We start from the raw sequence: 22271 nt of genomic DNA, 5'->3' as shown, positions 1-22271 counted from the left end.
CCCAGGCCGAGATCGGCCAGCTCCTCGGCTACTCCCAGATGCACATCTCCCGGGTGCTCAAGCGCGTCCTCGGCGAACTGCGCGAGGCCCTGCTGACCGACTGCTGACCGGTCGTAGGCCGACCGGTCGCCGGTGGCCCGATATGCTGGGCCCGTGACACCGAGGGCCGAGCAGGGGGCAGCGCTGCGGTCCGATGCTGCCCGCAACCGGGCCCGGGTGTTGCAGGTCGCCCGCGAGCAACTGGCCGCCGGCGACGACTCGCTCCAGCTCAACACCATCGCCCGGCTCGCCGGTGTGGGTGTGGGGACCGTGTACCGGCACTTCCCGAACCGTCTTGCGCTGCGGGAGGCGCTGTCGGCGGAGCGCTTCCAGGAGCTGGTCACCGAGGCGCAGGCCGCGGCCGCCGACGAGGACGCCCTTGCCGGCCTGCACCGCCTGCTGCGGTTCACGCTCGCCCGTGCGCTGCACGACGCCGGGTTCGCGGCCGTGCTGGAGTCCGCCAGCGATGCCGAGGCGCAGACCTCGGCGATGAAGGCCGAGCTGGACCGGGCCGTCGCCGAACTGCTCGACCGGGCTCGTTGCACGGGCGCCATCCGGCGGGACATCCAGGCCGACGACGTGCGCCGGCTGCTGTGCGGCATCGAGCACGCCGTGCGCTCCGGCGACAGCGACCCCACCCGCGCCGAGGTCTATCTCGGCGTCCTGCTGGAAGGCCTGCGCCCCCCGCGCCGATAGCCGCGCGTCGAGCCCTACCGTCCGACCGGCCGCCCCGGGCCGCACCCGGTCGATTAAACGGATACCTATCCGCTTGTGCTAGCGTGCCCTCATCGAAACGGATAGGTATCCGCTTATCCTGGCGGAACGATGGAGGGCAGACCTGTGGACCAGCGGGCAGTGGTGACGGCGGGCACCGGGGGAATCGGTCTCGAGACCGCGATGGGACTGGCGGCGAGCGGGCTCGCGGTGACCGTGGTCGGCCGTGATGCCGAGCGCGGGGCCCGCGCTTTGGAACGGATCGAGACGGTCGCCACCGGCGCCGGCCCGCGGTTCGAGCCGGCCGACCTCGCCTCGCTCGAGGAGGTGCGGGCGCTCGCCGCGCGGCTGGCGGCCGAGGGGCCGCTGAAGGTCCTGGTCAACAACGTCGGTGCGATGTTCCCGGAGCGGCAGCACACCGTCGACGGCATCGAGGCGACGTTCGCCGTCAACCACCTCTCGCCGTACCTGCTGACCGAGTTGCTGCTGGAGCAGCTCCGGGCCGCCGGGCCGAGCCGGATCGTGAACGTCAGCTCGGGTGCGGTGCGGCTCGCCAAGGGGAGCTTCGATGCCGCCGAGCCGCCGGGGGGCTACTACGGCTTCCACCGGTACGGTCGGGCCAAGCTCGCCAACCTCGTCTACACCCTGGATCTGGCCGAGCGCCTGCGCGGCAGTGGCGTTTCGGTCTTCGCGGCCGACCCCGGCGGTGCCGCGACCGAGATGACCAACGGCACCATGACCTCACCGAAGATCGTCTCGCCGGGGCTGCGGCTGCTCTGGCCGCTGGTCCGCCGGAGGTTCGAACGCTCCACCTCCGGCCCCGCATCGGTGGCCGCCAGGCCGTCCGTGCTCGCCGCCACCGGCACCTCGCTCGACGGCCGGACCGGCCTGCTGATCGGGCCCGAGGCCCACCCCGTCCCGGCCCCGCGCGGCAGCACCGAGCCCCGGACGATCGACCAGGTCCGCAGGCTCAGCCGGCAGTTGGCACCCCTCACACCCGGTCGGTGAGGGGCGCCGCAGGCGCGACGGCGAGCAGGCCCTCCAGGTCGCGCGTCAACTCCGGAACCCGCTCGCCCTAGGTGTCCGGCAGCGGGTCGCGAGTGGAGAGTCTGTTCCGACCTGTAACGAGGTGACTTTTCGAGGGTCCTGTCGGCCGAGAGGAGGCCACCGCCCCAGGTCATCCGGTTCTCGGGACGGGCCGAGCCGCATCATCCGGAGAATCAAACCGGCACCGACAGCGAAGCCGACGCCGTCCGCCGCTCCCGCCGATATGCCCCAGGCGGTGCGCCGAAGTGCCGCTTGAAGGCCTTCGCGAACGCGAATTCCGAGGTGTAGCCGGTGCGCTCGGCCACGGCGCTCAGCGAGTCGACCGTCTCGCGCAGCATCCGCGCGGCGGTGGCCATCCGCCACGTCGTCAGGTAGCTGAGCGGCGGCTCGCCGACCACCGTGGTGAACCGCCGGGCGAACGCTGCGCGGGACAGCCCGGCCCGGCTCCCCAGCGATTCGACGGTCCACGGATGTGCCGGGTCGTCGTGGATCGCTTTCAGCGCCGGGGCGATCAACGGGTCGTTCAGTGCCGAGGCCCAGCCGTGCGTCTGCTCCCTGGGCAACTCGGCGTACCAGGACCGCAGAATATAGAGAAGCAGCAGATCGACGAGCGCCGTGACCACCGAGTCCGACCCCGGCCGAGGCCGGTGGATCTCGGCGCAGAGCTGGTCGACCGCCGAGCGCAGCTCCGGATGGCGACCGGGGCCGGCCGGGAGGTGGATGACCTCCGGGAGGTCGCCGAGCAGCGGATGCGGCCGGTCGATGTCGAGGTGGTAGGCCCCGCACACCAGCACGCTGCGAGCGCCGTCGCCCTCGACGGTGAAACGCCCGATCGGCGAGGAGGTGTCGACGCGGTCGGGCTCGAAGGCGACCGGCTCGCTGGTGACGGCGTCACAGATGGCGTGATCGGTGCCGCGCCGCAGGAACACGACGTCGCCGGGACCAAGGGCCACCGGATCGCCGCCGACCGGCAGGAGATGGCAGCGTCCTTCGACGACGACGTGGAATCCGGCTCCCGCGATGGGCTGGAAGCGCACACCCCACGGCGCTCGCGCGTCGGTGCGGACAACGGACGGACGCCCGGTGCGCAGGGCCGCGAGCGTGTCGCTGAGAACGTCCATGCGCTCACTGTAACGCGCAGAGATCAAGACGATCAGACAAAGATTCAAGATTTCTGGCCATTCATCGTCCCGGTCGTGGCACGTAGCGTCTTCGCCATGGACAACACAGCAGACACCCAGCGTGTCGTCGTCATCGGTGGTACCTCCGGCATCGGATTCGCCGTTGCGCAGGCCGCGGCGACTCAGGGCTCGAACGTGGTCGTCGCCTCCAGCAGTCAGGACCGGGTCGACCTGGCGGTGAAGAAGCTCGGCGGCTCGGCCGAAGGCATCCGGCTGGACGTCGCCGACGAGGCCGCGCTCGCCGCCTTCTTCGACCGGATCGGCGAGTTCGACCACCTCGTCTACACGGCGGGCGAGTCCCTGCTGCTCAAGCCGCTCGCCGACCTCACCGCCGGGGAGTCCCGGGCCTTCTTCGAGCGCCGCTTCTGGGGTGCCCTGCTCGCCGCGAAGTACGCGACGCCGCAGCTCCGTCCCGGCGGCTCGATCACCTTCACCTCCGGCGCCTTCGCCACCCGGCCCGTCCCCGGAGCCTCGCTCGGGGCAAGCATCACGGCGGCCGTCGAGGGTCTCACGCGAGCCCTGGCCCTGGAACTCGCCCCACTACGGGTCAACGCGGTCCGCCTCGGCGCGATCCGCACCGAGCTCTGGGGCAACACCCTGGCCGAGCCGGAGGCCTTCCTCCGAGCGCAAGGCAGTGGCCTTCCCGTGCAGCGCGTCGGCAGCCCCGAGGAGGCAGCGGCGGCCTACCGGTACCTCCTGGGCAACGGCTACGCGACCGGCACGGTGCTCACCCTCGACGGCGGAGCCTCCGTGGCCTGACACCTGGCCGATCGCCGACCACCCTGGAGGGCTCATGTCCGCTTCACGCCGCACGCCCAAGCTCCTCACCCGCGACGGCCGTCGCGGTTCTGATCTCCGCCGGGGTCTGGGACATCTACCAGAGCAATGCCTTCTTGACGGTCAACCTGACGCAGGACGGTAACGGGAACCTCTACGGCTCCGCCGTCCAGGGCGACATGGTCGGTACCGTGGAGAACGGGAGTGCCGTGGAGGGCCCACTTCACCATCAGTTGGTCGAACGGGGCGCGAGGCCGGTACACCGGAGTCCGGGGCGCGGACGGGCGCCTGTCCGGGACCACGTTCGACCTGAACAACCCGGCCAGCCAGGCGACCTGGGTCACCTCGCGCACGTTCTGACCGGACGGCAGGAGACCCCTGCGGCGTCGGGACACGCGCCGCGGGGGTCTTCGCGTCGAACGGTCGGGCCGCTCCGCGAGGTCAGTCGGAGGGCTGCTCCACGAGCTGCGCGATGTACAGCGGCTCGCCGAGCTTCGCCACCAGCTCCAGCTGGGTGTCGAGGTAGTCGATGTGCTCCTCCTCGTCGGCGAGGATCGACTCGAAGAGGTTGGCCGAGGTGATGTCGTTCTTGGCGCGCATCACGGCGATGCCGCGGCGGAGCCGGTCGATCGCCTCGACCTCGACGGTGCGGTCCACGGTGAGCATCTCGGTGACGGTCTGGCCGATCTGCACGTGGAAGAGGCGCTGGTAGTTGGGCAGGCCGTCGAGCATCAGGATCCGGTCGGTGAGGATCTCGGCGTGCCGCATCTCGTCGAAGGACTCCGCGCGGGTGTGGGCGGCCAGCTTCGGCCAGCCGAAGTGCTCCTGCATCTTGGCGTGCAGGAAGTACTGGTTGATCGCGGTCAGCTCGGCGGTGAGCTGCTCGTTGAGGAACTCGATGACCTCGGCGTCGCCGTCCATCGGACGTCTCGCTCTCTCCGGCGCGGTGGCCGGTGTGCGGCTCCGGGCAGGCGGCAGGAGCCTGCGGCGTGCACCTCCCATTGGAACGCAGGGCCTTCGGCGCCGCCACAGCGCGGATCAGGACCGCGGCCCGCCGCGGTGCTCCGCGGGCCGCACGACCGCCGCGGGCTTCGGGCTCGGGCGGCGCAGGAAGAGGTAGAGCACGGGCACCAGGTAGCAGACCCAGACGATCACCTGGAGGACGGTGGGATCGGGCTGGAAGTTGAGGATGCCCTTGAGCAGGGTGCCGTACCAGCTGTCCTTGGGGATGGTGCTGGAGATGTCGAAGGCGAGGTTGTGCAGGCCGGGCAGCCAGCCGGCCTCCTGGAGGTCGTGCACGCCGTAGGCGAGCACACCGGCGGCGACGATCACCAGCAGGGCGCCGGTCCAGGTGAAGAACCTGGCCAGGTTGATCCGCAGGGCGCCGCGGTAGAACAGCCAGCCGAGCACGACGGCGGTCAACAGACCGAGGGCGGCGCCGATCAGCGGGCGGACGCCGTCGCCGGTGGCCTGGACGGCGCTCCAGATGAACAGCGCCGTCTCCAGCCCCTCGCGGCCGACGGCCAGGAAGGCGGTGGTGACCAGCGCGACGGTGCCGAGCGCGATCGCCTGGTCGAGCCTGCCCTGCAGCTCGGCCTTGAGGTACCGGGCGGTGCGGCGCATCCAGAACACCATCCAGGTGACCAGGCCGACCGCGATGATCGACAAGGTCCCGCCGAGCGCCTCCTGCGCCTCGAAGCTCAGCTGGGCGGAGCCGTACTGGAGGATCGCGCCGAAGGCCATGGAGAGCAGCACGGCGGCGGTGATGCCGGTCCAGACCGGCAGGAGTCTGTCCCTGCGGTCGGTCTTGACCAGGTACGCGATCAGGATGCAGACGATCAGGCTGGCCTCCAGCCCTTCGCGCAGGCCGATCAGGTAGTTCGCGAACACGCGCGCTCCTCGGGGGTCATGGGGGCCGGCCTGGCCGAACAGGGTGCGGCCCCACCAGCCGTCCGGGCCGTGGACGCCGGGCGGGCAGGCGAAGTGGGCGGAGGCGACGTGCTGCAGGTGCTCGCCGAGCGCCTCGGTGCCGGCCAGGTGCTGCTGGACGGGCAGGAACCCGGTGCGGGTGTCGCGTTGGTAGGCCAGGAAGAACAGCCCCGCGTCGAGGCGGCCGAGGCCGTCCGTACCGTCGGTGAAGGAGTAGCCGCGGCGCAGGATCGTCGCGCCGTTGTTGGAGTCGGGGTGGGCGAGGCGGACGTGCGCGTCCTCGGGCATCGCGGCCAGGTCCGGGGGGGCGTGCTCGTGCTCGCGGCCGAAGGAGGCGCCCTCGCCCTTGGTGCGGCCGAAGATGTCCTCCTGCTCGCCCAGCCGGGGTGTGGTCCCAGGTCCCGATGTGCATCCGGATCCGGCGCGCCACCAGGTAGGCACCGCCCGCCATCCAGTCGGGGCCGTCGGCGGGCGCGACCCGGACGTACCGGGTCAGTGCCTCGGTGTCGGTGCCGGCGATGTTGCGGGTGCCGTCCTTGAAGCCCATCAGGTTGCGCGGGGTCTGCGCCTCGGGGGTGGTGGAGGAGGTCTTGCCGAAGCCCAGCTGGGACCAGCGCACCGAGACGGTGCCGAAGCCGAGGCGGGCCAGGTCGCGGATCGCGTGGACGGCGACCTGGGGATCGTCCGCGCAGGCCTGCACGCACAGGCTCGGGCCGAAGCCGATGGTCAGGGTGAGCCGGGAGGCGGCCGCGCCGAGGGCCGCTCCGGCGCCGGCCCGGCCGAGCACGGCCCGCCGGCTCAACCCGGTGCGGGCCTCGCGCCGCTGCGCGCTCCCGGTCTCCTCGTCCTGGGGGTCCACCGGCCCGGAGCCCTATGGTGTCGGGGAGGCCGGTGCGACGGCGACGGCCAGCCGGGAGAGGGGTTCGGCGAGCGCGTTCACCGCGTCCGAGAAGGTCTTCCGCTCCGCCTCGGTGACCTGGTCGTACGGGGTGTAGGTGCCGTCCGGCTGCCGGTACTTGGCGAGCAGGGCCTGGATGTCGGCGAATTCGGTGTCCAGGGTCTGGACCAGCTGCGGATCCTTCTCGGCGACTACCGCCTTGAGCAGGTCGTACGCCTCCTTGGCGCCGTCCACGTTGGCGGCGAAGTCGGACAGGTCGGTGTGGCTGTAGCGGTCCTCCTCGCCGGTGACCTTGCCGGTGGCGACCTCGTCCAGCAACTCCTTGGCGCCGTTGGCCATGCTGGTGGCGGTGATGTCGGCGGTGCCGACCCGGGTCTGCCAGTCCTGGAGGTCGGTGACCAGCTGGTCGGCGAGGGTCCGGTCCTCGGGGGCGATGGCGCCGTTCACCCAGAGCGACTTCTCCAGGCGGTGCCAGCCGGTCCACTGCTGGCCCGCCTCGACGCCGTCCTCGCGGGTGTCGGTCTTCGGGTCGATGTCGCCGAAGCTCTCGGCCACCGGCTCGGTGCGCTCCCAGCCGGCCCGGGAGGGCGCGAACAGGGTCTGGGCCCGGGCGACGTCCCCGGCCCTGACCGCGGCGGCGAACTGCGCCACCACCGGGACGGTGGCGTCGGCCTGCTCCTGCACGTAGTGGCGGTACTGCGCGACCGCCGCGTCGAGCCGTGGGTCGGCGGCCGCCGCGGCCGCCGAGCCGCCGGTCACGGTGAGCTGCTGGCGGATGCCGTCGCCGGTCATGCCCGGCTTGCAGGCGATCTCGTACGAACCGGGCTTGATCTCCGCGGTGAGGGTGGAGCCGGTGCCGGGGCCGATGTTCTCCCGCTCGGTGACGATCTTGTCGCCGGGGGCGTAGATGTAGACCTCGGTCACCTTGGACCCGGTGTTCTTGACCTCCAGCTCGACCTGGCCGGCCCGGACGGTGCCGGTGGACACCTGGCAGGCGTCGTCGGACGCGGTGACCTTGATCGTGCCGCTGGAGCCGCCGCTCCCGCCCGAGGAGCTGGAGCACCCGGCGGTGGCGAGCAGCAGCGCGGTGAGCGGGAGGACCGAGACGGTGACGGTGCGTGCGGACGGCATGGGGCTCCCGGGTCCGACGGGGCGGCATCGGGTGGGCCCGACCCGGGCCGGCGCGGCGCCGCCATGACAGCCAAGGCTTACCTTAGTTCGCTCGGCGGTGCGCGGCCATACGGCCGGACGGGCGCGGGTTTCACCTGGACGGCCCGGCGCGTGCTCAGGCCGGCCGGCGGTTGCGGTGGGACAGTCGGCGGGCCTTGGCCAGCAGTGCGTGGATCTGCGGGCCGGCCTGGTCGGCGTCGTCCGCCGGTGTCGGGAACGGCAGCCGGACGTCGGTGCGGGCCTGCGGGTACTCCAGCCGGAGCGTGATGCCGTACCGGTCCAGTGCGAGCGGCAGCGCGCGGGTCAGCCCGGCGGCCGGGACGGTGAGGCGCAGCAGGAGCGGGACGAGCTCGGGGTGGTCGTCGAGGAGGTGGGTGAGCAGACCGGCCTCGCGGCAGGCGAGCGGGTCGGGCGCGGCCCGGTGGAGGTCGTCCAGGGTGACGTAGGCGCGGCCGTCGGTGTCCTCGACGACCGCCTGGCCGAACTCCATGCGGGTGCTCTCGGCGCCGGGGTCGTAGGGCGCTGCCAGCAGGCCGGTGACGGTGACGCGGCCGGGTCGCCGCAAGCGGCCGCCGCCTGCGAGCCTGCCCGCCGCCCCGCAAGCCGGGCCTCCCCGGGGCCGGTTGAGGGGGCGATTGGATTGACGGTGTCACCAGCGTCTTCTTAAACTCGAGTCGGCGAAGAGTGTCAGTCGAACGGCCCCGGCCGGCTGACCGGCAACCCCCACACTGCGGTGGGGTGCCCCGGGGATAAGCCAGGTGGCATGGCGTCATGCCGCAAGCGCAGGTGGGTGCCTGTAACGGGCGGGGATGGAGAAGGTCGTGGACCAGGGGGCGCTCGGGCGTCGGGCGGCAGCACTGCGGCTCGTGGCCAGGCTCGACATCGACCTGCTGCGGCGGGCCAGTTCCCTCTGTCGCTGACCGCGGTCGGCCTGCGGGGCGGTGAGGTACGCCGCCCGGTCGGCCGACACGAGCCCGGTCACGATCCGCGCGTGCACAGGAGAGCCCTGCGGCCCACCCTTCCGCGCGCCTGCCTCAGGAGTACGGATGTCTCTCGCCCCCGCACCATTCACGCTCGACCTTCCGAGCACGCTGCCCGCCGGGCGCGAGCCCGAGTACCGCCGCCTGTACGAGGCGCTGGAGCACTGCGAGGCCGGGCACGGCGCCGTGATCGCCCTGCACGGCTCGGTGGGCAGCGGCCGCAGCGAGTTGCTGTACGCCTTCGCCGACGTCGCGGCGGAGCGCGGGGCCACGGTACTGATGGGCACCGGATCCCCGCTGGAGCGCGACTTCCCGCTCGGCCTGGCCCGGCAGTTGCTGCAGAGCGCACCGCTGGATCCGGAGGAGGCCGCCACGGCGGAGGCCCTGCTCGCCCGGGGCGCCGACGAGGTGGCCCGCCACCCCGGGGTGGCGGAGGGCCTGGACGGGCGGCTCAGCCAGCCCACCCTGGAGGGGCTGTTCGGCCTGGTCCGGACGCTCGCGGGCCGCACCCCGGTGCTGATCGCGGTCGACGACCGGCAGGACGCCGACCCGCAGTCGCTGGAGTTCCTCCTCTACCTGGTCCGCCGGACCAGGAACGCGGCCGTGCTGACCGTCCTCAGCACCCGGGAGACCATGACGCCGCCGAACCCGTTCTTCGAGGTCGAGCTGGCCCGCCAGCCGCACCACCGGCAGATCAGGCTTGAGGTGCTCCCCGCCGAGCTGGTCGCGGAGCTGTTCCGGCGCCGGTTCCCCGACCCGGCGGCCGCCGGGCTGGCCGCCGAGGCGCACGAGCTGACCGGTGGAAACCCGCTGCTGGTGCACGCCTTGATGGACGATCACGAGCGGGCCGGTGCACCGGCCATCCTGACCGTCGGCGAGGGCTACCGGCGCGGGCTGATGCACTGCCTGCACCGCATCGACCCGCTCGCGCTGCGCCATGCCCGCGGCGTGGCGGTGCTGGGCCCCGGTGCCACCCCCGGCCTGCTGGCCGAACTGCTGCTGCTGCCCGCCGACTCGCTCCCGCGGGCGCTGTACCTGCTGAACGCGGCGGGGCTGTTCCGGGGCGGCGGCTTCCGCCACCCGAGCGCCGCCGGGGACCTGCTGGCCGCCATGCGGCCGGCCGAACTGGCCAGCCTGCACGAGCGGGCGGCGCAGCTGCTACGGGCGGCCGGCGCCGAGCCCCGCACGGTGGCCGGGCACGTCCGGGCGGCCGAGGGCTACCTGCGGACACCGTGGTCACCCTCTCCGGACGCCGGACCACCGGGCCCGCCGCCCACGGTGCTCCCGCCCGCCGCGCCCCGGTCCGCCGCGCCCCCGCCCGTCGTGGTCGCGCCCGTCCTGCTCCCGTCCGCCGATGACGCCCCGGCGGCCGCGGCCGTGACCCCGACCGCCGGCACGTCGCCCGAGGCCGTGACGTTCCGCTGCGTACCGTCCCTGCCCGGGACGGTGCTGGACGGCAGCGACGCGAAGCGGCACGAGCTGAAGTCGATCCGCCACCTCTTCTGGCAGGGCCGCCCGGACGAGGGACTGGCCGCCCTGGAGCGCTTCGAGGCCGCGCAGCGCAAGCTCGGCGAGCAGCGCGCCGGTGCGGGACTGCGCGGCTGGCTCGCGTACTGGTACCCGTCCCTGGCCGCGCGGACCTCGGCCCCGGCCGCCGGGCCCGGGGAGGAGGGCGGGGCCGCCGACGGCGGGCGGGACGGCGGGATGCGGCTGCTGGCCTCGCTGCTGGCCGGCACCGTCGAACCAGGTGCGGCCGTGATCCGCGCGGAGGCCATCCTGCGGGACGGACACCCGGGCGGCCGCGGCAGCACCGAGGCGCTCACCGCCGCGCTGACGGTGCTGCTCTACGCCGACCGGGCCGACCGGGCGGTGCGCTGGTACGGCCCGCCGGCGGAGCGCGCCGCGAGCCGCTGCGGCACCACCCGGCACGCCCTGCTGTCCGCGCTGCGGGCCGAGGCGGCGCTGCGCCAGGGCGATCTGCGGACGGCGGACGAGGCCGCCCGGGCGGCGTTCGCCCGGGTCGCACCGGACGCCTGGGGCGTGGCGGTGGGCCTGCCGCTGTCCACGATGGTGGCGGCCCGCACGGCCCTCGGCCGGCACCAGGACGCCGCCCGCTTCCTGGAACTGACGGTGCCCCGGGGCATGGAGCGGACTCCGGCCGGCCTGCACCACCGCTACGCGCGCGGCGGCCATCTGCTCGCCACCGGGCGGCCGCAGGAGGCGCTGGCGGAGTTCCGGGCCTGCGGCGAGACGATGGCCCGGTGGGGGCTGGACCACCTGCCCGCCATCGCACCCTGGCGGCTCGGCGCGGCCCGGGCGCAGCTCGCGCTCGGACGGCCGCAGGCCGCCGCGGCGCTGGCGGACCAGCAGCTCGCCCGGCTCGGGCCGTCGGGGCAGTCCCGGATCCGCGGGGTGGCGCTGTGGATCCGGGCCACCGCCGGGGAACGGCCGGCGCGGACCGGGCTGTTGGAGCAGGCCGTGGGCCTGCTGGAGGAGGCCGAGGCCGAGGCCGACCTGGCCGGCGCCCTGGCCGACCTCAGCGAGGCGCACCGCACCGACGGTGACCCCGGCCGCGCCTGGCAGACCGACCGCCGGCTGCGCCGCTCCCCGGCGCTGTCCGTGGTCCCGGCGGCCGAACCCGACCTGGCCGGGCTCTCCGACGCCGAGCGCCGGGTCGCCGAACTCGCGGTCCGCGGCCTGTCGAACCGGGAGATCGCCCGGAAGCTCTACATCACCGTGAGCACCGTGGAGCAGCACCTGACCCGGGTGTACCGCAAGCTCGGCGTCCGCCGCCGGGTCGACCTGGCCGCCGTCGTCCACGGTGGCGAGGCCTCCAACGACCCCGAGCTCGCACTCGCGGCTAGGGGTACGACAGGGGTTGCCTAGGGGCCCGGCCGGGCGGGGTGCCGCGCAACGCTGGGGGCACAGCGACGACCCCGGCCCTCAGGAGTGGACCCCACCATGGCGGAATCCTTCGACCCGTCCGTGCCCGACGCCGGCTCTCCGGAGGCGGTGGCCGTGGTCGGTGCCTCCTGCCGGCTGCCCGGTGCGGCGGACCCGGAGGCGTTCTGGCGGCTGCTCGACTCCGGGGCGAGCGCGGTGGGGGCGGCCCCGCCCGGGCGCTTCGCCGAGGGGGAGCGGCCCCGGCCGGGCGGCTACCTCGACCAGGTCGACCGGTTCGACCCCGAGTTCTTCGGGATCTCCCCGGCCGAGGCGGCCGCCGCCGACCCGCAGCAGCGCCTGGTGCTGGAACTGGCCTGGGAGGCGCTGGAGGACGCCGGGGTGGTGCCCGCCGCGCTGGCCGGCAGCCGGGCCGGGGTGTTCGTCGGCGCGATCGGCGGCGACTACGCGGCGCTGGCCGCCCGCACCGGAGCGATCTCCCGCCACACCCTCACCGGCCTGAACCGGGGCATCATCGCCAACCGGGTCTCGTACGCGCTCGACCTGCGCGGACCGAGCTTCACCGTGGACTCGGCCCAGTCCTCCTCGCTGGTGGCCGTCCACCTCGCGGTGGAGAGCCTGCGCTCGGGGGAGGCCGACCAGGCGCTGGTGGCCGGGGTCAACCTGAACCTGGCCCCGGACTCCACCCTGGCCGTGGAGCGCTTCGGCGCGCTCTCCCCGGACGACCGCTGCTTCACCTTCGACGCCCGGGCCAACGGCTACGCCCGGGGCGAGGGCGGCGTGGTCCTGGTGCTCAAGCCGCTGGTGCGGGCGCTCGCGGACGGCGACCGGGTGTACGCGGTGCTGCTCGGCAGTGCGGTCAACAGCGACGGCGCCACCGACGGCCTGACGGTGCCGAACGCGGCCGCGCAGGCGGAGGTGGTGCGCCGGGCGCTGCGCCGGGCCGGCGTCGCGCCCGAGCGGGTCGGCTACGTGGAGCTGCACGGCACCGGCACCCGGGTCGGCGACCCGATCGAGGCGAGCGCGCTCGGGGCCGCGCTCGGCGCGGGCCGCCCGGCCGACGCGCCGCTGCTGGTCGGGTCGGCCAAGACCAACGTGGGCCACCTGGAGGGTGCTTCCGGCATCGTCGGGCTGCTGAAGACCGTGCTCGCGGTGCACCACCGCCGGCTGCCGGCCAGCCTCAACTTCGGTACGCCCAACCCCGACATCCCGTTCGAGCGGCTCGGGCTGCGGGTGCGCACCGGATCCGGGCCCTGGCCCGGGGGCGGGCGGGCGCCGGTCGCCGGGGTGAGCTCGTTCGGCGTCGGCGGCACCAACGCGCACGTGGTGGTCACCGCCGCCCCCGCGGCCCCCGCCGCCGCCCCTGCCACGGCCCCCGCGCCGGCGGAGGGGCCCGAGCTGTGGCCGCTGTCCGGTCGCAGCCCGGCGGCGCTGCGCGAACAGGCAGCCAGGCTGAGGGAGTTCGCCGAGCGGCGGACCGACCTCGACCCGGCCGCGATCGGGTCCGCGCTCGCCACCACCAGGACCCACTTCGAGCACCGCGCCGCCGTCACCGGCGCCGACCGCGGGGAGCTGCTCGCCGGGCTGGCCGCCCTGGCCGGGGGCGGGCAGGCGGCCGGCCTGGTCCAGGGCCGGGCACAGGCCGGCGGCGGCACCGTGCTGGTGTTCCCCGGGCAGGGCTCGCAGTGGGACGCCATGGCCGCCGAACTGCTCGACACCGCACCGGTGTTCGCCGCCGAGCTGGCCGCCTGCGAGCAGGCGCTCGCCCCGCACGTCGACTGGTCGCTGACCGCGGTGCTGCGCGGCGCCGCTGGCGCGCCCGGCCTGGACCGGGTGGACGTGGTCCAGCCCGCCCTGTTCGCCGTCATGGTCGCGCTGGCCGCCCTGTGGCGGGCGAACGGCGTCCGGCCCGACGCGGTGATCGGCCACTCCCAGGGCGAGATCGCCGCCGCCTACGTGGCCGGGGCCCTCACCCTGGCGGACGCCGCCGCCGTGGTGGCGCTGCGCTCGCAGGCCATCGCCGGGCTCGGCGGCTCCGGGCGGGGCGCGATGGCCGCCGTGCCGCTGCCCGTCGAGCAGGTCGCCGAGCGGCTCGACCGCTGGTCCGGCCGGATCGGCGTCGCCGCCGTCAACGGCCCCGCCGCCACCGTGGTCTCCGGCGACCGGGTGGCGGTCGAGGAACTGGTCGAGCGGTACCGGACCGAGGACGTCCGGGCCCGGCTGGTGCCGGTCGACTACGCCTCCCACTCCCCGCAGGTGGAGCCGCTGAGCTCGACCCTGCCCGCCCTGCTCGCCGGGATCCGCCCGCGCCGCGGCGCCGCGGCCTTCTACTCCACCGTCACCGGCGGCCTGCTGGACACCACCGAACTGACCGCCGACTACTGGTACCGCAACCTGCGCGGCACCGTGCAGCTGGAGAGCGCGGTCCGGGCCGCCCTCGCCGACGGGCACCGCGGCTTCGTGGAGAGCAGCGCCCACCCGGTGCTGACCGTCGGCCTCGCCCAGATCACCGACGGCGCGGCCGCCGTCACCGGGACTCTGCGCCGCGACCACGGCGGCCTCGGCCAGTTCCGCACCGCGCTCGCCGAACTGCACGTCCGGGGCGGCACGGTGGACTGGCGGGCTCGGGACGGCGAGCGCGGCGGGCACGTACCGCTGCCGACCTACGCCTTCCAGCGGCGGCGGCTCTGGCTTGACGGCACCACCGCACCGCTGCCCGTCAGCGGCCCCGCCACCGACCCCGCGGCCGACCCCGCGCCCGCCATCGGCACCCCGGCCGGCTGGACCGAGGAGGAGGCGCTGACCCTCGTCCGGTCGGGCGCCGCCCTGGTGCTCGGGCAGAGCGGGCCGGAGGCCGTCGACCCGGATCTGACCTTCAAGGACCTCGGGTTCGACTCGGTCGCCGCCGTGGAGTTCCGCGACCGCCTGGCCGGTGCCACCGGCCGCGTCCTGCCGTCCACCCTGACCTTCGACCGGCCCACCCCGCGCGCCGTCGCGGCCCACCTGGCCGCGCCGGCCGCCGGGGAGCGGAGCGACCGGCAGCCCGGGCCCGAGGCGCGGACCGGTGCGCCGGAGCAGGACGACCCGATCGCGGTGGTCGCGCTCAGCGGCCGCTGGCCCGGCGGCGCCGACAGCCCGGAGCAGCTGTGGGAGCTGCTGCGCGAGGGCCGGGACGCGATCGGCCCGTTCCCCGGCAACCGGGGCTGGGACTTGGACGCCCTCTACGACCCGGACGGCGAGCGGCCCGGCAGCTCGTACACCCGCCAGGGCGGCTTCCTGTACGACGCGGACTCCTTCGACGGCGCGTTCTTCGGCCTCGCCCCGCGCGAGGCGGCGGCCATGGACCCGCAGCAGCGGCTGCTGCTGGAGGCAGCCTGGGAGCTCACCGAACGGGCCGGCCTGCTGCCTGCCGCCCTGCGCGGCAGCCGGACCGGGGTGTTCGTCGGCGCCATGCCGCAGGACTACGGGCCGCGCCTGCACGAGACCCCGGCCGGCTCCGAGGGCCACGCCCTGACCGGCACGCTCAGCTCGGTCGCCTCCGGTCGGCTGGCCTACACGCTGGGCCTGGAAGGGCCGGCGATCACGGTCGACACCGCCTGCTCCTCGTCGCTGGTGGCGATCCACCTGGCCGCCCAGTCGCTGCGCGGCGGTGAGTGCGACCTCGCCCTGGCGGGCGGCGTGACCGTGATGTCCACCCCTGGCATGTTCACCGAGTTCAGCCGCCAGCGGGGTCTGGCACCCGACGGGCGCTGCAAGCCGTTCGCCGCCGCGGCGGACGGCACCGCCTGGGCCGAGGGCGTCGGGCTGGTGCTGCTGGAGCGCCTCTCCGACGCCCGGCGGCTCGGCCACCGGGTGCTCGCGCTGATCCGCGGCTCCGCGGTCAACCAGGACGGCGCCTCCAACGGCCTGACCGCCCCCAACGGACCGGCCCAGGAACGGGTCATCCGGCAGGCCCTGGCCCAGGCCGGGCTGGCCCCCGGCGAGGTGGACGCGGTGGAGGCGCACGGCACCGGCACCGCGCTCGGTGACCCGATCGAGGCGCAGGCGCTGATCGCCGCCTACGGGCAGGACCGCGAACAGCCGCTGCTGATCGGCTCGGCGAAGTCCAACCTCGGCCACACCCAGGCGGCCGCCGGCGTCACCGGCGTGATCAAGCTGGTGCAGGCGCTGCACCACGGCGAGCTGCCCGCCACCCTGCACCTGGACGCGCCCTCCCCGCACGTGGACTGGAGCTCCGGCAGTGTCCGGCTGCTGGACGGCGTCACCCCATGGCCCAGCACCGGCCGCCCGCGCCGGGCCGCGGTCTCCTCGTTCGGCATCAGCGGCACCAACGCCCACCTGATCCTGGAGGCCCCGCCGCAGGACCCGAGCGCACCGCGGCCCGCGGTGAGCCGGGCACCGCGGCCCGAGCCGCTGCTGCTCTCCGCCCGCACCGAGCAGGCCCTGCGGGCCCAGGCCGAGCGCCTGCTCCCGCTCGCCGGGCCCGGCGCGGGCAGCGGGCTCGGGCAGGCGCTCGCCACCACCCGGACCCAGTTCGAGCACCGGGCCGCCGTGCTCGGCGACCCCGACGCCGGGCTGCGCGCCCTGGCCGAGGGCCGGGAGGCCCCCGGCCTGCTGCGGGGCACCGCCGCGCGCTCGGTGCGCACCGCCTTCCTGTACTCGGGACAGGGCAGCCAGCGCCCCGGTGCGGGCCGCGAACTGTACGCCGCGGAGCCGGTGTTCGCCGCCGCCGTGGACGAGACCGCCGCGCTGTTCGACACCGGGGCCGCCGCCGCCGGGCGGGCCGTCCCGCTCACCCGGGTGATGTTCGCCGACCCGGGCACCGAGGACGCCGCACTGCTCGACACCACGGCCTACACCCAGCCCGCGCTGTTCACCCTGCACGTCGCCCTGCACCGGCTCGCCGCCGCGTACGGGCTGCGCCCCGACCAGCTGATCGGCCACTCGGTCGGCGAGTTGAGCGCCGCCCACCTGGCCGGGGTGCTCCCGCTGCCCGACGCCGTCACCCTGGTCGCCGCGCGCGGGCGGCTGATGGAGTCGCTGCCGGCCGGCGGCGCGATGGCCGCCATCGGCGCCACCGAGGCCGAGGTGGCGCCCGAGCTCGGCCCGGCGGTGTCGCTCGCCGCCGTCAACGGCCCCTCCTCGGTGGTGATCTCCGGCGACGGCGCCGAGGTGCGCCGGCTCGCCGAGGCCTGGCGGGCCCGCGGGCGGCGTACCAAGCTGCTCCAGGTCGGGCGGGCCTTCCACTCCCCGCAGATGGACGCGGTGCTGGCCGAGTTCCGGGCCGTCGCCGAGGGGCTGGAGTACCAGGCCCCCCGGATCCCGGTGATCTCCAACCTGACCGGCGAGGTGGCCACCGCCGAGGAGCTGCGCAGCCCCGACTACTGGGTGCGGCACATCCGTGAGGCGGTCCGCTTCCACGACGGGGTGCGCACCCTGCACCGCCTGGGCGTCACCGCCTACCTGGAGCTCGGCGCCGGGCCGGTGCTCACCGCGCTCGCCGAGGAGAGCCTGGCCGCGCAGGACCCGGAGGGTGCGGCCCCCCGCGTGCTCGCCGCCGCCCTGCGGTCCGGCCGGCCCGAGCGGGAGGGTGTCACCGAGGCCCTGGCCCGGCTGCACCTGCACGGCGCCGCGGTGGACTGGCAGGCCGCTTTCCCGGCCGGCCCGGCCCGCACCGACCTGCCCACCTACCCCTTCCAGCGCACCCGGCACTGGCTCGAGCAGCCCGCGGGCGCCGCCGAGGCCGGCGCCGGCGGCCTGGCCGGCACCGGACACCCGCTGCTCGGCGGGGCCACCGAACTCCCGGACGGCGCAGGCCTGCTGCTCGGCGGCCGGATCTCGCTGCGCAGCCACCCGTGGCTGGCGCAGCACGCCGTCGGCGGCTCGGTGCTGCTGCCCGGGACGGCCTTCCTGGAGCTCGCCGCCCAGGCCGCGCTGCGCGACGGCGCGGGCCAGGTCGAGTCGCTGGACCTGGAGGCCCCGCTCGTCCTGCCGGAGCGCGGCGCCGTCCGGCTCCAGGTGGTGGTCGGCGCGGCCGACGACACCGGGCGCCGGCCGGTGCAGATCCGCTCCCAGCCGGAGACCGAGGACGCCGAATGGACCCGGCACGCCGCCGGCACCCTGGCCCCGGCCGGTGCGCCGGCGCCCGAGCCCGCGGCCGGCGCCTGGCCGCCCGCCGGCGCCGAACCGCTCGAACTCGACGGCCTGTACCCGGAACTGGCCGAGCGCGGCTACCGCTACGGCCCGGTGTTCCAGGGCCTGACCGCCGCCTGGCGGCTCGGCGAGGAGCTGTACGCCGAGATCGCCCCCGCCCCCGCCCCCGCCCCCGACGCCGCCGCCCCCGATGCTGCGGGCTTCGCGCTGCACCCCGCCCTGCTGGACGCCGCGCTGCACGCGGTGGTCCGAGGCGGCGAGCGGACCGTCCTGCCGTTCGCCTGGCGGGAGGTGGCGCTGCACCGCACCGGCGCCGCCGCGCTGCGGGTCCGGATCACCCCGGCCGGGCCGGACACCGTGGCCCTGGCGGTCAGCGACCCGGCCGGCCTGCCGGTCGCCACCGTCGGCGCGCTCACCCTGCGACCGGCCGCCACCGGCGCCGAGGCCGGGTACCGGCTCGACTGGCAGCCGGTACCGGCCGGGGACGGGACGGCGCCCGGGGGCACGGCGGCGGCCGACTGGGCGGCGCTCGGCGAGGACGCCCACCGGCTGGACCCCACCCGGCCGCGACGCACGGCGGCCGACGCAGGCCCCGGGCACACCGCCCTCGCCCTGGTCCAGGACGCCGAACAGGCCCTGCCGCTGCTCCAGGAGTGGCTGGCCGGCGACGGCGGCACCCTGGTGCTGGCCACCGAGCAGGCCGTCGCCACCCACCCCGGCGAGGACGTACCGAGCCCGGCCGCCGGCGCCGTCTGGGGGCTCGGGCGCACCGCCCAGGCCGAACACCCCGGCCGCATCCTGCTGCTGGACCTCGACCGCACCCCGCGGTCGCTCGCCGCGCTGCCCGCCGCCCTCGCCACCGGTGAGCCCCAACTCGCCCTGCGCGCCGGGGAGATCCTGGTGCCCCGACTGGTCCGGCACCGGCCGTCCGAGCTGCTCGACCCCGGCACCCGCACCGCCTGGCGGCTGGACACCGAGACCCCCGGCAGTCTGGACAGCCTGGCCGCGCTGCCCGCCCCCGAGGCCGAACGCCCGCTCGCCGCGGGTGAGGTACGGCTCGCGGTCCGCGCCGCCGGGCTGAACTTCCGGGATGTACTGATCGCCCTCGGCATGTACCCGGGCGGCGCGCGGATCGGCGCCGAGGCGGTCGGCACCGTGCTGGAGACCGGTCCGGGCGTGCACCGGCTGCGGGCCGGCGACCGGGTGGCGGGCCTGGTCCAGGGCACCCTGGGCCCGGTCGCGGTCACCGACCACCGGCTGCTCACCCACGTCCCCGAGGGCTGGAGCGACGCCGAGGCCGCCACCGTGCCGGTCGCCTTCCTCACCGCCTACCACGGCCTGTACGACCTGGCCCAACTGCGGCCCGGAGAAAGCGTGCTGATCCACGCCGCGACCGGTGGCGTCGGCCAGGCCGCCGTCCAACTCGCCCGCCACGGCGGGTCGATGGTGTACGGCACGGCGAGCCCCGGCAAGTGGGACACGCTCCGCTCGCTCGGCCTGGACGAGGCCCGGATCGCCTCCAGCCGTACCCTGGACTTCGAGGACACCTTCCGTGCCGCCACCGGCGGCCGCGGCGTCGACGTCGTCCTCAACGCGCTGGCCCGGGAGTTCACCGACGCCTCGCTGCGGCTGCTCGCGGCCGGCGGCCGGTTCGTGGAGATGGGCAAGACCGACCCGCGCGACCCGGCCGCCGTGGCCACGGCCCACCGGGGCGCCGCCTACCTGGCGTTCGACCTGTTCGACGTGGACCCGGACCGGATCGCCGAGATCCTCGCCGAGCTCGCCCCGCACTTCGCCTCCGGCGCGCTGACCCCGCTGCCCCTCCAGGCCCAGGACGTGCGGCACGCGCCGCAGGCGGTGCGCCGGCTCAGCCAGGCCCGGCACACCGGCAAGCTCGTGCTCACCCTGCCCGCCCCGCTCGCCGACGGCGGCACCGTCCTGGTCACCGGCGGCACCGGAGCGCTCGGCCGGCTGGTCGCCCGGCGCCTGGTCACCCGGCACGGCGTCCGGCACCTGCTGCTGGCCGGCCGGCAGGGGGTGCGGGCCCCCGGCGCCGCCGAGCTGGTCACCGAGCTCGCGGCCCTCGGCGCCGGGACCACCGTGACCGCCTGCGACCTCGGCGACCCGGACGCGGTCGCCGCCCTGGTCGCCGGCGTCCCCGCCGACCGTCCGCTCACCGCCGTGGTGCACGCGGCCGGGGTGCTGGACGACACCGTGCTCTCCTCGCTCACCCCCGAACGGCTGCGCCGGGTGCTCCGGCCCAAGGCCGAGGCGGCCTGGCACCTGCACCGTGCCACCGCCCACCTGGACCTCGCCGCGTTCGTCCTGTTCTCCTCCGCCGTCGGCCTGCTCGGCAACCCCGGCCAGGCCAACTACGCCGCAGCCAACGCCCAGTTGGACGCGATCGCCCAGCACCGCAGGGTGCGCGGCCTGCCCGCCGTCTCGCTCGCCTGGGGCCACTGGGCGCAGGCCGGCGGCATGGCGGCCGGGCTGGACGCGGCGGCGACCGAGCGGCTCGCCGCCACCGGCCTCGCCCCGATGGACAACGAGCAGGGCCTCGCCCTGTTCGACGCCGCCCTCGGCACCCCGGACGGCCCGCCCGGCACCCCGTACGCGCTGCTGGCCACCGCCCGGATCGACACCGCCCCCGTGCCCGCCGACCGCCTGTCGCCGGTACTGCGGGGTCTGGCCCGGCACCGCCCGCGCCGCACGCAGGGCGCCGGCGGCGGCCCGGCCGCGCTCGCCGCGCAGCTGGCCGGCAGGCCGGCCGCCGAGCAGCAGGCGCTGCTGCTCACCCTGGTGCGCAGCACCGCCGCCGCCGTGCTCGGCCACCCCGACGCGAGCGCGATCCACCCCGAGATCGGCTTCATGGACGCCGCGTTCGACTCGCTCGGCGTGATCGAGCTGCGCAACCGGATCAACGCCGCCACCGGCCTGCGGCTGCCCACCACCGCCGTCTTCGACCACCCCACCCCGGCCGCGCTCGCCGCCCACCTGCACGGCCGGCTCGCCCCGGCCATGGAGCCCGAACGGCCGCAGGCGGCAGCCGAGTTCGACCGGCTGGAACAGGCTCTGGCCGCCCTCGGCGAGGACCCGGACGGCCGGGCCGACGCGGTCGCCCGGCTCACCGCCCTGCTGACCGCGCTGGGTGCGCCCCCGCCGTCCGCGGTGGGCGAGGACCTGGCGGCCCGGATCGGCGACGTCAGCGACGACGACATCTTCGACTTCATCGACAACGAGCTCGGAATTTCCTGAGGAAGGCACGTAGAGATGAGCAGCAACGAGCAGAAGCTCCGTGACTACCTCAACAAGGTCGCCACCGAGCTGCACCAGACCCGGCAGCGACTGCGCGACGCCGAGGCGAAGGCGGCCGGCACCGGCCCCGAGGAGCCGATCGCCATCGTCGGCATGGCCTGCCGCTTCCCCGGCGGCGCCGACACCCCCGAGGCGCTGTGGCGGCTGGTCACCGAGGAGCGCGACGTGATCGGACCGTTCCCCGCCGACCGCGGCTGGGACCTCGACCACCTCTACCACCCGGACCCGGACCGGCCCGGCCGCAGCTACGCCCGGGAGGGCGGATTCCTCTACGAGGCGGGCGAGTTCGACGCCGAGTTCTTCGGTGTCTCGCCGCGCGAGGCGCTCGCCGCCGAGCCCCAGCAGCGGCTGCTGCTGGAGACCGCCTGGGAGGCGCTGGAGGACGCCGCGATCGACCCGCACGCGCTGCGCGGCAGCCGCACCGGCGTGTTCGCGGGCGTCATCGCCCAGGAGTACGGGCCGAGCATGCACCACCTGCCCGCCGAGCAGACCGACGGCTACGTGCTCACCGGCACCACCACCTCGGTCGCCTCCGGCCGGATCGCCTACACCCTCGGTCTGGAAGGCCCCGCGGTCACCGTGGACACGGCCTGCTCCTCCTCGCTGGTCGCCCTGCACCTCGCCGCCCGGGCGCTGCGCGCCGGTGAGTGCTCGCTGGCGCTGGCGGGCGGGGCGACGGTGCTCTCGGCGCCCGGTATGTTCATCGAGTTCAGCCGCCAGCGCGGACTCGCCCCGGACGGGCGCTGCAAGCCCTTCGCGGCCGCCGCCGACGGCACCGGCTGGGGCGAGGGCGCGGGCCTGCTGGTCCTGGAGAAGCTCTCCGACGCACGACGGGGCGGCCACCGGGTGCTCGCCGTGCTGCGCGGCTCGGCGGTCAACCAGGACGGCCGCAGCAGCCAGCTCACCGCCCCCAGCGGCACCTCGCAGCAGCGGGTGATCCGGCAGGCGCTCGCCTCCGCCGGGCTCGCCCCGGCCGAGGTGGACGTGGTCGAGGCGCACGGCACCGGCACCCGGCTGGGTGACCCGATCGAGGCCCAGGCGCTGCTCGCCGCCTACGGGCAGGACCGGAGCGAGCCGCTCTGGCTGGGGTCGGTGAAGTCGAACATCGGGCACACCCAGGCCGCGGCCGGGGTGGCGGGTGTGATCAAGTCGGTGCTGGCGATCCGG

General features: G+C 75.6%; 11 protein-coding genes, 2 pseudogenes and 1 riboswitch. Of the genes and pseudogenes, 7 read left to right on the top strand and 6 right to left on the bottom strand.

Features of this window, described 5'->3' with window-relative positions:
* The 3 genes from AB0K43_RS30280 to AB0K43_RS30270 form a co-directional block, all read left to right on the top strand.
* On the top strand, positions 1 to 107 hold a 107-nt coding region (locus tag AB0K43_RS30280), incomplete at its 5' end, for a sigma factor-like helix-turn-helix DNA-binding protein (RefSeq protein WP_363645407.1).
* Between the two features lie 46 nt (positions 108 to 153).
* Entirely contained in the window at positions 154 to 735 is a 582-nt protein-coding gene (locus AB0K43_RS30275) for a helix-turn-helix domain-containing protein (protein WP_363645403.1), read from the top strand.
* A 144-nt stretch (positions 736 to 879) separates the two neighbouring features.
* Positions 880 to 1761: an SDR family NAD(P)-dependent oxidoreductase gene (locus tag AB0K43_RS30270; RefSeq protein ID WP_363645401.1), complete on the top strand. Its 882-nt coding sequence runs from the start codon at positions 880 to 882 to the stop codon at positions 1759 to 1761.
* A gap of 212 nt (positions 1762 to 1973) precedes the next feature.
* Here the strand turns inward: AB0K43_RS30270 and AB0K43_RS30265 are convergent, their stop codons facing one another.
* On the bottom strand, positions 1974 to 2921 hold the full coding sequence (locus AB0K43_RS30265) for an AraC family transcriptional regulator (protein ID WP_363645399.1): 948 nt from the start codon (positions 2919 to 2921) through the stop codon (positions 1974 to 1976).
* A 96-nt stretch (positions 2922 to 3017) separates the two neighbouring features.
* Between AB0K43_RS30265 and AB0K43_RS30260 the strand changes: the two genes are divergently transcribed.
* A complete protein-coding gene (locus AB0K43_RS30260; RefSeq protein ID WP_363645397.1) occupies positions 3018 to 3740 on the top strand; it encodes an SDR family oxidoreductase in 723 nt (240 codons plus the stop codon).
* Between the two features lie 459 nt (positions 3741 to 4199).
* Here AB0K43_RS30260 and bfr read toward each other — a convergent pair whose 3' ends face one another.
* The 5 genes and pseudogenes from bfr to AB0K43_RS30235 form a co-directional block, all read right to left on the bottom strand.
* A complete protein-coding gene (gene bfr, locus AB0K43_RS30255) occupies positions 4200 to 4679 on the bottom strand; it encodes a bacterioferritin (RefSeq protein ID WP_363645395.1) in 480 nt (159 codons plus the stop codon).
* A gap of 117 nt (positions 4680 to 4796) precedes the next feature.
* Positions 4797 to 5648 carry an iron uptake transporter permease EfeU gene (gene efeU / locus AB0K43_RS30250; protein WP_363645405.1) on the bottom strand — a complete coding sequence of 284 codons (852 nt, stop codon included), beginning with the start codon at positions 5646 to 5648 and terminating at the stop codon, positions 4797 to 4799.
* Between the two features lie 30 nt (positions 5649 to 5678).
* Positions 5679 to 6453, bottom strand: a pseudogene (locus tag AB0K43_RS30245) (Dyp-type peroxidase); the annotation flags it as partial.
* 105 nt (positions 6454 to 6558) lie between these two features.
* Positions 6559 to 7716, bottom strand: coding sequence for an iron uptake system protein EfeO (efeO, locus tag AB0K43_RS30240; RefSeq protein WP_363645393.1), 1158 nt, complete (start codon positions 7714 to 7716; stop codon positions 6559 to 6561).
* Between the two features lie 154 nt (positions 7717 to 7870).
* Positions 7871 to 8305, bottom strand: a pseudogene (locus AB0K43_RS30235) (DUF2470 domain-containing protein); the annotation flags it as partial.
* Between the two features lie 126 nt (positions 8306 to 8431).
* Positions 8432 to 8544, top strand: a riboswitch (SAM riboswitch).
* 257 nt (positions 8545 to 8801) lie between these two features.
* Here AB0K43_RS30235 and AB0K43_RS30230 point away from each other — a divergent pair.
* The 3 genes from AB0K43_RS30230 to AB0K43_RS30220 form a co-directional block, all read left to right on the top strand.
* Positions 8802 to 11621 carry an AAA family ATPase gene (locus AB0K43_RS30230; RefSeq protein ID WP_363645391.1) on the top strand — a complete coding sequence of 940 codons (2820 nt, stop codon included), beginning with the start codon at positions 8802 to 8804 and terminating at the stop codon, positions 11619 to 11621.
* 75 nt (positions 11622 to 11696) lie between these two features.
* The gene (locus AB0K43_RS30225; protein ID WP_363645389.1) at positions 11697 to 21044 is read left to right on the top strand and encodes a type I polyketide synthase; all 9348 of its coding nucleotides are present in this window, start codon (positions 11697 to 11699) and stop codon (positions 21042 to 21044) included.
* Positions 21045 to 21059: 15 nt separating this feature from the next.
* Positions 21060 to 22271, top strand: a 1212-nt coding sequence (locus tag AB0K43_RS30220; RefSeq protein ID WP_363645387.1) for a beta-ketoacyl synthase N-terminal-like domain-containing protein, incomplete at its 3' end; no start/stop codon positions are given.

This window comes from Kitasatospora sp. NPDC049258, from assembly GCF_040678895.1.
Classification (GTDB): domain Bacteria; phylum Actinomycetota; class Actinomycetes; order Streptomycetales; family Streptomycetaceae; genus Kitasatospora.
The sequence above is the reverse complement of the archived record's forward strand: the minus strand, read 5'-3'. Positions and strand labels throughout refer to the sequence as shown.

Bases quoted from the DNA above. Each gene is read 5' to 3' on its own strand.
- AB0K43_RS30230 (WP_363645391.1), top strand. From the start codon at position 8,802: ATGTCTCTCGCCCCCGCACCATTCACGCTCGACCTTCCGAGCACGCTG.
- efeO (WP_363645393.1), bottom strand. From the start codon at position 7,716: ATGCCGTCCGCACGCACCGTCACCGTCTCGGTCCTCCCGCTCACCGCG.
- AB0K43_RS30225 (WP_363645389.1), top strand. From the start codon at position 11,697: ATGGCGGAATCCTTCGACCCGTCCGTGCCCGACGCCGGCTCTCCGGAG.
- bfr (WP_363645395.1), bottom strand. From the start codon at position 4,679: ATGGACGGCGACGCCGAGGTCATCGAGTTCCTCAACGAGCAGCTCACC.
- AB0K43_RS30260 (WP_363645397.1), top strand. From the start codon at position 3,018: ATGGACAACACAGCAGACACCCAGCGTGTCGTCGTCATCGGTGGTACC.
- AB0K43_RS30265 (WP_363645399.1), bottom strand. From the start codon at position 2,921: ATGGACGTTCTCAGCGACACGCTCGCGGCCCTGCGCACCGGGCGTCCG.